Annotated in this window: 8 protein-coding genes and 2 pseudogenes; 7 read left to right on the forward strand and 3 right to left on the reverse strand. The window is 43.8% G+C overall.

Features of this window, described 5'->3' with window-relative positions:
• Positions 1–192, reverse strand: a pseudogene (locus PN457_RS16875) (photosystem II D2 protein (photosystem q(a) protein)); the annotation flags it as partial.
• A gap of 689 nt (positions 193–881) precedes the next feature.
• Between PN457_RS16875 and PN457_RS16880 the strand changes: the two are divergent.
• The 6 genes from PN457_RS16880 (at position 882) to PN457_RS16905 (ending at position 8,154) form a co-directional block, all read left to right on the forward strand.
• On the forward strand, positions 882–1,478 hold the full coding sequence (locus PN457_RS16880) for a photosystem I assembly protein Ycf4 (RefSeq protein ID WP_271734693.1): 597 nt from the start codon (positions 882–884) through the stop codon (positions 1,476–1,478).
• Between the two features lie 83 nt (positions 1,479–1,561).
• Complete coding sequence (locus tag PN457_RS16885) at positions 1,562–2,320, forward strand: peptidylprolyl isomerase (protein ID WP_271734694.1); 759 nt, start codon at positions 1,562–1,564, stop codon at positions 2,318–2,320.
• Between the two features lie 63 nt (positions 2,321–2,383).
• Positions 2,384–3,532, forward strand: a complete 1,149-nt coding sequence (locus PN457_RS16890; RefSeq protein WP_271734696.1) for a beta-ketoacyl-ACP synthase — start codon at positions 2,384–2,386, stop codon at positions 3,530–3,532.
• A 66-nt stretch (positions 3,533–3,598) separates the two neighbouring features.
• The gene (locus tag PN457_RS16895; protein ID WP_271734698.1) at positions 3,599–5,011 is read left to right on the forward strand and encodes a folate/biopterin family MFS transporter; all 1,413 of its coding nucleotides are present in this window, start codon (positions 3,599–3,601) and stop codon (positions 5,009–5,011) included.
• 9 nt (positions 5,012–5,020) lie between these two features.
• The gene (locus PN457_RS16900) at positions 5,021–6,508 is read left to right on the forward strand and encodes a carotenoid oxygenase family protein (RefSeq protein WP_271734699.1); all 1,488 of its coding nucleotides are present in this window, start codon (positions 5,021–5,023) and stop codon (positions 6,506–6,508) included.
• Positions 6,509–6,864: 356 nt separating this feature from the next.
• Complete coding sequence (locus PN457_RS16905) at positions 6,865–8,154, forward strand: Glu/Leu/Phe/Val family dehydrogenase (RefSeq protein WP_271734700.1); 1,290 nt, start codon at positions 6,865–6,867, stop codon at positions 8,152–8,154.
• A 96-nt stretch (positions 8,155–8,250) separates the two neighbouring features.
• Here PN457_RS16905 and PN457_RS18435 read toward each other — a convergent pair whose 3' ends face one another.
• The gene (locus PN457_RS18435) at positions 8,251–8,673 is read right to left on the reverse strand and encodes a helix-turn-helix domain-containing protein (RefSeq protein ID WP_417006617.1); all 423 of its coding nucleotides are present in this window, start codon (positions 8,671–8,673) and stop codon (positions 8,251–8,253) included.
• A gap of 162 nt (positions 8,674–8,835) precedes the next feature.
• Complete coding sequence (locus PN457_RS16910; RefSeq protein ID WP_271734701.1) at positions 8,836–10,341, reverse strand: response regulator; 1,506 nt, start codon at positions 10,339–10,341, stop codon at positions 8,836–8,838.
• Positions 10,342–10,381: 40 nt separating this feature from the next.
• Between PN457_RS16910 and PN457_RS16915 the strand changes: the two are divergent.
• Positions 10,382–10,816, forward strand: a pseudogene (locus PN457_RS16915) (hypothetical protein); the annotation flags it as partial.

Consider the following 10,816-nt stretch of genomic DNA (forward strand, 5'->3'; position numbering starts at 1 on the left):
GGCTAATCCGTGGGTGTACCAGGAGGTGACGAAGGTTGTACCGGTGAGCCAACCGCCTAGTGCTAGGTAAGCGCAGGGGAATAATAATATCCCTGACCAGCCTACGAATACGAAGCGATCGCGCTTTAACCAGTCGTCTAAGGCGTCAAACCACCCTCTTGTACTGGGGGCACGTCCAACTGCGATGGTCATTGAACTAAAATCCTCTTTTACTAAAATTGCACCGTTTTTGAAGCAACGCTGTCGGCTATTGTGCCGACTTTGTGCGACTTCAACGAGGAATTAACGTTTTTTTGACAATCTCAGCAGCCCGAAAGCATCTGAGAATCTGAGATATTGCCCTCTTAATGAGGGAGCTTCTCAGAATTATGTCATTACACGCACCATTGGCTAATGATTTATTAGCTTCTGGTCACTTAATGATTCTTAACTTATCACATTAGTTTGGGTTTTTGCCCAATTGACTTTATTGACATTCTTGCCACCCTATAGAGGCCTGGGTATGCCAAGAATCACCTCTTGGCTTTCCTGCTTAGTCCCTGAAGGGATTTCGGCTTTCCCCCTACATGAATGTAGAGGCTACCTCGGCACAGAAAAATTGGTGTAGTTAATTCTCAACATGACTAGATTTTACTACACGAATACACAGACAGTAACCTCATGAATGACCACAGATGGGGCCAATGGCCCCGTCTCTATCCCTGCCCAGCGGTGGGGGTTTGTTCAGTACAAACCTATTACTTCTGATCAATATCAGAATTTTAATAATTTGACACAAGTTTTCTCATAAATCTTAAAAGTCTCACTCCTGCAACTTGCAAGAAAAGCTCCTGAAATGGCAGACTTGGATCGGGAAGAACTCACAGGCCAAAGTTAGTTCAATGACGGCATCAACAACAATTAACAAAGGTGATTCGCCTAACGGCGATCGCAAACCTTCCAGTATCCTGCATCAAAGTGTTCTGGGTTCTCGTCGGTTTAGCAATTACTGGTGGGCAACCATCGTGACCATGGGCGCCACAGGCTTCTTGTTGGCGGGGATATCTAGTTACTTTCAAGTAAATTTACTCCTAGTTACCGACCCAACTCAACTGATATTTGTACCCCAAGGACTAGTCATGGGCTTATATGGTACTGCCGGCTTACTGTTAGCCTTATACCTCTGGCTCATGATTTTATGGGATGTCGGAGGCGGTTACAACGATTTTAATCAGGACACTGGCAAGATAAAAATCTTTCGTTGGGGATTTCCCGGTAAAAATCGTCGCATTGAAATTGACACCTATACTCAAGACGTGCAGTCTGTGCGCATCGATATCAAAGAAGGTCTGAATCCCCGTCGCGCCCTCTACCTACGTGTTAAGGGTCGGCGAGACATTCCTTTAACACGGGTAGGCCAACCATTATCTTTAGCAGAGTTAGAAACTACAGGCGCGGAATTAGCCCGATTTTTGAGAGTACCCCTCGAAGGACTCTAAGGAAGGGGAAGGATTGCAACTTGTACCACATCTCAAAAATTACTCAAGCAGATAACATACTCAGGTTAAATCAGTAACTGACTATGCAGTTAAAAGTCTCAAATTTTCTAGTTGCGTTTTTGATAGTCGGTGCTTTGACTTTGGGAGGATGTTCCACACAGGATGTTACTTCTAACTCAGCAGGAACTGAGACAAACACGGGCAACACAACAAGCACTGTATCTGAAATCATAAGTGAGAATATTCCGGGAATGAAAAATTTACCACGCCTCGAAGGTAAAGCTACTGTGGTGATGACCGTTAACGGTTCACCCATTACTATCGAGGTAGACGGCACCAATGCCCCAATTACAGCTGGCAACTTCGTTGATTTAGTCCAAAAAGGTGTATACGATGGGTTAGTTTTTCATCGAGTGGTGCGCGATCCCCAACCTTTTGTAGTTCAAGGGGGTGATCCCCAAGGTAAAGACCCCAAATTTCCCGCAAATAGATTGGGGACGGGTGGTTACATTGACCCGGAAACGGGGAGTGAACGTCGCATACCTTTAGAAATTAAGCCCATGGGTGCAGAACAACCAATAATTTACGGTCAAACTACCCGTCGCCCACCTGTGTTACAGCATAAAATGGGTGCGGTAGCAATGGCGCGATCGCAAATGCCAGATTCAGCTTCCTCACAGTTTTACTTTGCTCTAGCAGATTTAGGTTTCCTCGATGGTAACTACGCTGTGTTTGGTAATGTCACCGACGGCTTTGATGTGGTGAACAAAATTCAGCAAGGCGATCGCATTGAATCGGCTAAAGTGACTCAAGGTGCAGAAAATCTGAAAACACCCGATTAACTCCAGAGTAGGGGAGTAAGGAAAAAAATTCCCAATTCCCCACCTCCCATTCCTAATTCCCAAATGGTTGTCATCACTGGTATTGGTTTAGTTTCCTCGTTGGGAACCAGCTTAGAGCATAGCTGGCAGAAGTTAATCGCGGGTAAATGTGGTCTGCAATGGTATCAACCATTTTCAGAACTAGCAGCCTGTCCTCTAGGTTTGATTGCTAACCAACCTACGGAATTAACAACTTTAACCCGGCTGGTAGTGGCCTCGGCATTAAAAGATGCTCGGTTGGTTTCACCCTTACCCGATTGTGCTGTGGTTATTGGATCAAGTCGCAGTCATCAAGCTAGTTGGGAGTTGCTGGGGCGGCAAATATATGGACATAATCCCCCTGAGAATAAAGGGAAAGCACTTATAGAAAATTGGTTAGATTTTTTGCCTCATACCAACGCCATGGCATCAGCCCGCCAAATCGGTGCATCTGGTATAGTTTTAGCACCCATGGCAGCTTGTGGTACTGGTATTTGGGCGATCGCTCAAGCCGCTTTACTGATTCAAACCGGCCAATGTCAACGCGCTCTGGCTGGTGCTGTAGAAGCCCCAATTACGCCCCTAACATTGTCAGGGTTTCAGCAAATGGGGGCTTTGGCCAAAACTGGCGCTTATCCCTTTGATTTGCACCGGGAAGGGTTGGTATTAGCTGAAGGGGCGGCGGTGTTGGTCTTGGAATCCCCAGAATTAGCACAGCAGCGTCAAGCTAAAATTTATGGTAAGATTCTTGGCTTTGGCTTGACAACAGATGCTTATCATGCTAATAAACCGGAACCTACAGGCAAAAGTGCGATCGCCGCGATTCAGCAATGTTTAAAACGGAGTTCCCTAAAACCAGAAAATATAGATTACATTCATGCTCACGGCACTGCCACAGTCCTGAATGACAAAGTAGAGAGTCAAATCATCCAAAATTTGTTTCCCCAGAAAGTAGCGGTAAGTTCCACCAAAGGTGCCACAGGTCATACATTAGGAGCATCTGGGGCCTTAGGTGTGGCATTTTCCCTCTTAGCTATGCACAGGGGAATCATACCACCCTGTGTAGGATTACAAACACCAGCATTTGATTTAAATTTGGTCATGGCGGCCCGTGAAACCCAAGTGCGGAAGGTATTATGTTTGAGCTTTGGCTTTGGTGGTCAAAATGCGGTCATGGCCTTGAGTAATATTTAGCTAAAACTAGATTCTGAGAAATCGATATGATAGAAAAGTAGATAAAACTTAAAAAATATTTATCAAATGCTGATTGACTCCCCTGGCTTGTCTCAGGTTAAAGACTCAGTGAAAAGTAAAATTTTCTTCGGTCATGAACCCAGCGCCGAGTTAATTGCCATTCTTAGCGTCTACTTCGTCCAAGGAATTTTAGGCTTGGCCCGTCTAGCAGTAAGTTTTTTCCTCAAGGATGAATTGCTGCTGAGTCCGGCTCAAGTGTCGGCTCTATTGGGAATAGTCGCCTTACCGTGGATAATTAAACCGGTATTCGGCTTTATTTCTGATGGCTTACCCATATTCGGCTACCGCCGCCGGCCTTATTTAGTGCTATCTGGGATATTAGGAGCAATATCTTGGATAAGTTTGGCGACCATAGTTCATACTAGTTGGGCCGCTACCCTAGCGATCGCCCTGGGTTCTCTATCTGTTGCGGTCAGCGATGTCATAGTTGACTCATTAGTAGTAGAAAGAGCCAGGGGAGAATCCCAAGCAGCAGCAGGTTCACTACAATCACTCTCCTGGGGTGCTTCCGCATTGGGAGGTTTACTCACCGCTTACTTGAGCGGAATACTGCTCGAACACTTCACCACGCGCACTGTATTTTGGGTTACCGCCTCATTTCCTCTGATAGTTTCCGCAGTAGCTTGGTTAATTGCTGAAACCCCCATTAGTAAAAATGCCCCACATAGCAATAATAGCCAGAACCCTTTAAGCATCAAGTATCAACTCAAGCAACTACGCCAAGCAATTACCCAAAAATCCATTTGGCTACCCACAGCCTTTGTATTTGTCTGGCTAGCCACCCCAACAGCCGATTCTGCCTTCTTCTTCTTCAGCACCAATGAACTACACTTTCAACCAGAATTTCTAGGACGGGTAAGACTGGTAACCAGTGGGGCTTCTTTGATAGGAGTGTGGATGTTTCAACGCTTCCTCAAAAATATTTCATTTCGCGCCATTTTCACTTGGAGTACAGTCCTATCATCAGCCTTGGGAATGACAATGCTGCTGCTGGTCACCCATACTAACAGAGCTTTAGGTATAGATGACCACTGGTTTAGTTTGGGTGATAGCCTCATTCTGACCGTCATTGGACAAATTGCCTATATGCCCGTTTTGGTACTTGCAGCCAGATTATGTCCCCCAGGAGTAGAAGCGACATTATTTGCCTTACTGATGTCCGTTTCCAACTTAGCCGCAATGGTTTCCTATGAACTTGGAGCCATCATCATGCATTGGCTGGGCATCAGCGAAACCAACTTTGAACTAATGTGGCTATTAGTAATTATTACTAACCTCAGTACACTATTACCACTGCCATTCATTCATTGGTTACCGGCAGAGGATCCACAAATGCAGACAGCAGAAATATCTCACTTGATGCCCGAATTAATCCTGAGGGAATCAGACTCACAAACCATGGAATCCAAAAGACCATAATATCAGCAGATGCAGACCTTAAAAATTGAAGACACCCCAAATCCAGAAGAATCTTATACCCTTGCAGATTGGCAGGGAGGATATAAATCACTTACCCAAGAATTTGACTACTGGATTGATGATATTGAAGGGCAAATTCCCCCAGAATTACAAGGTACATTGTTTAGAAATGGCCCCGGCTTGCTAGATATCAATGGACAACCAATACATCACCCCTTTGATGGCGATGGGATGATTAGCCGGATCAGCTTTGTCAATGGTCGCGCCCATTTCCGTAACCGCTTTGTTCGTACTGAAGGCTATTTAGCAGAACAGCAAGCGGGTAGAATCCTTTATCGGGGTGTCTTTGGTACTCAAAAACCCGGCGGTTGGTTAGCTAATATTTTCGACTTCAAAATGAAAAATATTGCCAATACCAATGTAATTTATTGGGGTGATAAACTCTTGGCACTGTGGGAAGCAGCAGAACCCCATTGTCTTGATCCCTATACATTGGAAACCTTGGGGAAAGAATATTTCCATGGTGTTTTATCATCCGGTGAAGCCTTTGGCGCACATCCCCGCTTTGACCCCAGTTGTAACCAAGATGGTGGCGCACCTTGTCTGGTAAATTTCTCGATTAAACCGGGACTATCCACCACCATTACTATATTTGAACTCAACCCAGACGGTGAAGTTGTGAGAAAACAAACTCATAGTATTCCCGGGTTCTGTTTCATTCATGATTTTGTCATTACTCCTAACTACTGTATCTTCTGGCAAAATCCCGTTACCTTTAACCCCATACCCTTCGCTTTAGGAATACGTGCTGCTGGAGAGTGTATCAAATTTCAGCAAAATCAACCCACTAGGATTATAGTCATTCCCCGTCACCCCGGAGAAACAAAGGTAAGAACTTTAGAAACTCAATCTGGCTTTGTTTTCCACCACGCTAATGCTTTTGATGCGGGTGATGAAATTGTCATTGATTCTATTTGTTACGCATCATTCCCAGAAGTCGAGCCGGAAAGCGATTTTAGAGAGGTTAATTTTGCCGCAATTTCCCCTGGTCAACTGTGGCGATTCCATCTTAATCTTGAGACTGGGAAAGTCCGCCAACAGATGATGGAAAGCCGTTGTTGTGAGTTTCCTAGTATAAATCCCCAACTTGTAGGCAAAAAATATCAATATTTATACTTAGGTGCATCTCACGGGGAGACTGGTAATGCGCCCTTGCAAGCATTGCTGAAAATTGACTTGCACTCAGGAGACAGACAATTGTGGAGTGCTGCACCACATGGTTTTACTGGGGAGCCGATTTTTGTCCCCCGGACAGATGCTAAACAAGAAGATGATGGCTGGGTGCTAGTATTGGTTTATGATGCCACACATCACCGCTCGGATTTAGTCATATTAGATGCCAGTGACTTTAATCAAGGTGCCATTGCCAGACTACATCTTAAACATCACGTTCCCTATGGTCTACATGGCAACTTCACAGATGAAGTTTTCATTTAAACACTTATAATACCAGTAGGTTGGGGTGAGGAAGGACAACCTAAGCCGCTCTGTGGCCTTTCTCAAGATTCCAACCGACCTAGGTTGATGACTTGATTTTGACACTCCCTAAAGTACGATCATGGTAAATCCGTTACCGCTTCCGTTGAGCCTTTGAGGATAAAACGTATAAATAACGACCATAAAGCCTTTGGGGATATCGCACCCCCAAAAAAGGGAGAAAATCGAGGTAACATTCCCGCAAAATGTCACAAAAACCAGAAAATTCCACCATTCTCAGACAAAAAGGATAAGCTAGGGATATCACTCATATATATATCCAGTCCGCAAAGATAATGCGACTAGGAGAAGATGTTATGGTTTCAAAATCTCCCTTGCCCATAGAACCTGAGACTCCAGGGCACATTTGCCCATTAGACCAGGCCTGTAGTTACTTAGAAGCTGCAGGTAAAGAATTAAACCTAGATCAAGGAGTATTGGCAATCCTCAGCCATCCCCGTAAAGTGGTGACAGTTTCTATCCCCGTGAAGCTAGATAATGGTCAAATTCAAGTGCTAACTGGACATCGGGTGCAGCACTCTGATATTCTCGGCCCCTATAAGGGAGGAATTCGTTACCATCCGGCTGTAACATTAGGGGAAGTATCAGCCTTAGCTATGCTCATGACTTGGAAGTGTGCGTTATTGGGCATACCTTATGGCGGTGCCAAGGGAGGTATAGCCATAAATCCTCAAAGTTATAGTGTGGGAGAATTAGAAAGAATCAGTCGCCGCTATATCAGTGAGTTAATTAAAGACATTGGTCCTTCAGTAGATATACCCGCCCCAGACATGGGTACTTCTGCCCGTGAGATGGCTTGGATGATGGATACTTATTCTGTAAATGTGGGTCATGCCGTCCCTGGAGTTGTCACTGGTAAGCCCCTTTCTATTGGTGGTTCTTTAGGGCGAGAAAAGGCAACGGGCAGAGGTGTAATGATTATTGTCCGTGAGGCATTAGCAGAACGAGGTAAACCCCTGACAGGAGCACGAGTAGTAATTCAGGGTTTTGGTAATGTGGGGGGTGCAGCAGCGGAATTATTACATGAGTTGGGGGCTAAAATCATCGCTGTCTCCACAGGGGCTGGGGGTATTTTGGCGACCGACGGGCTTGATATTCCGGTATTGAAAGCTTATACGGCGAAAAATCACAAGAGTGTTGTGGGTTTTCCCCAAGCAGTACCAATTAGCAATGCAGATTTACTCACTTTGCCTTGCGATGTCTTGATTCCAGCGGCTTTGGAAAATCAAATTACTAGGGAAAATGTCAACGAGGTGCAAGCGGAAATTGTCGCCGAAGCGGCTAATGGACCAGTGACTTTAGTAGCGAATCAGTCCCTAGAGGAGCGTGGTGTGACCGTGCTACCGGACATCCTGACCAATGCTGGCGGTGTTGTTGTCAGTTATTTAGAGTGGGTGCAGGGTCTTTCTTATGTGTTTTGGGATGAGGAGCGTGTAAACCATGAAATGGAACAGTTAATGCTGGCAGCTTATCACCAAGTAATACAGCAGTCAAAGAGCAGACAAATTCCTCTACGATTAGCAGCTTACACTTTGGGTGTTGGTAGAGTTGCACAGGCGCTGGCTGATAGGGGTCTTTATCCTTAGTTTTTAATTTCACCCAAAGGTACTTTGGCGGGACTCCCAGTACTCCCTTGAAGGTGGGCTTCAGAAGCCTATGGTCGTACTATCCACAGTATAAGACTAGTCTCCCTCGGGGGCTGGGATAGTGTTTGTCATACGTACCCGAAATGCGCTGGGTGAGACTCCTAATAATCGCTTGAAGGCTCGAGTCAGATGACTATGGTTGTAAAATCCGCAGCACAGAGCAATCTCGCTCAGGGACATACTAGAGGACTCTAACAAGCCTTTAGCTCGGTATACCCTCTGCCGAATAATGTATTGATGAAGTGAAATTCCCGTGGTTTGCTTGAAGCGATAACATAGATAGGACCTGCTGAAATTGATTTGCTGCGCTAGTTCAGCTAATTTAAGGTCTTGCTCAAGGTAGAGATCAATATATTTCAGTACTAGTTTTAAGCTATGTAGTCCGAAACGTCCCTCATAATTTTTTTGTTCAATGCCACAGTCAGAATAGTGCTGATTGCGATTGGTTTTGATAATCATAGTTGCTTGGCAAAAAGGTTACAAAATTAGTTAGACATATCCTTAGCCTTACAAGTCAATTGACTTGTCAAGTAACTTGAGGAAGATATGTCTAGATAAGATATCATTTAGTTATAAGGAACTTATAAGAGAAAAATAATCACTATATAAGGATAGAGGATTTCAACCGGAGAGATAAAAGCACAATGTATTACCGCCTCTGGTTTGAGCAGATGTCAGGGCTTGGTCAACTGTTGTTAATAATTCTTCAGGAGTGGCGGTAGAACTGGGGATAGTGCCAGTAATACCTAAACTGATCGTAAATTTTTCTAAGCTGAGGATAGCTTGGTATAAGTGTTGGGCAAGACGCAAGCTACTATCTGAGGGCATACTGGGTAGAAGAATACCAAATTTTCCTCCAGTGTAGTAAGTGATAAAACTAGGAGGAGTAAGGTACTTTTGTAAAGTTTGCCCAAGCTGTAAAAGGTAAATTTTCTGCTGTTGTTTCTCAAAATCATCAATGGCGCAAAAAATTAAGCCAAGAGGGATATATTGTGTACGCAGGCGTTGCCATTCTTGCTTTAAAGTATGACTAAAATCATCGGGAGGTATGAGAGTAGGTATATGCTCTCGGATGTTGGAATCATTCAGCGGTAGTGTTGTTCCTGGTGGGCTAAATCCTTGTGATAATGCTTCCAATAAAAAACTGAGTTCGGTAATATGTGCATTGCTCAGATGTTCTTGTGTGAGAAGGGCTTCTATTTCCCGTGCTATTTCTGAGCCTTCGGGATACCCAAAAGTACCCAAATTACCAGCTAAACGATGAACTATGGTCAGGATATGTTGTTGCTGTTGCGAGTTGTTGGTTTTTAATTGGAGTTGATTGATTGCTGTGTTGAGTTCTGCTATTTTTTCAGGTAAGGAAGCTTGAAATTCTGCTTTAATTTCTTCAATAAGCGCGATTCCCTCGGCTATATCGTCAACTGTTGCCACTGGAGACTCAGATTTCCCTTCTTTTCTAGCTTTAAGCCGATATCCCAAGCCGTAAATAGTTTCAATGACTTCTTCTTTGATTCCTGCGGCTTTGAGTTTACGTCGTAAGTCTTTGATTAAATTGGTGACAGCATTATCTGTGGGGAACTCATCTGCTAACCATAATTTGTCAATTATATCTCTACGGGTCAAAATCCTGTGGGGGGAGCGTAAAAATAATTCTAATAACCCAAATTCCTTGGGAGTGAGTTGAATTAATTCCTCTCCATACTGCACTTTTAGCAACTGGGGATTAAGGGATAAGTTACCCCATTCCAAAGTCACTAAACTTGATTCGTGTACTCGACGGGATAAAGCTCGTATTCGCGCCAATAATTGAGGAGTATCACAGGATTTGACTACATAATCATCCGCTCCTGCATCTAAACCTCTAATCACATCTTCCTCTGCGCCCTTGGCGGTGAGCATTAAGATGGGGACTTGACAACCGTGCTGACGTAGTTGACGACACACACTCAAACCATCTAATTTTGGCATGAGTACATCTAGCAAAATTAAGTCATAATTGAACTGATTTACCATTTCTAGACCAATGTGACCATTTGTAGCCACATCGACTACATAGCGGTAGGAAATAAGAATATTTGTGAGTAATTTACTGAAATAAGTATCATCATCTATTAATAAAATTTTCATTCTTACCCATTTTCACTCATTATCCCAGTTACCAAAAATAATGAAACTATTGCCTATATACTCCCAGTTGATGCTCAAATTTATCGGCAGAATTCCTCTAAAGACGTTATTTATTGTACCTTATATTGGTATCATTCTGCTGAGTGTTGGCACTGTCACTTATCTTTCTTATGAAACTGGGGAAAGAGCGGTGAATAAGTTGCTAATCCCAGTGATATCATCCAGAATACGCCAAATTAGCGATCGCTTGACTGCATATCTGGGAACACCACAAAGATTAGTGGCTATGAATCGCTATGGGATAGAGCAAGGACAAATCAACCCAGAAAATTCCGAAGAGTTAAGATTGCATTTCTTCCAACAACTCAAACTCTACAAACTGCCAACTAATATTTATTTTGGTGGGAGTAATGGTATACATATTTTTTCCGCTCAAGATAGAGTGGGACTGGTAGCACCAAAAAATTCTTGGTTA

It is taken from the genome of Anabaenopsis arnoldii, from assembly GCF_028331025.1.
Taxonomy (GTDB): domain Bacteria; phylum Cyanobacteriota; class Cyanobacteriia; order Cyanobacteriales; family Nostocaceae; genus Anabaenopsis; species Anabaenopsis arnoldii.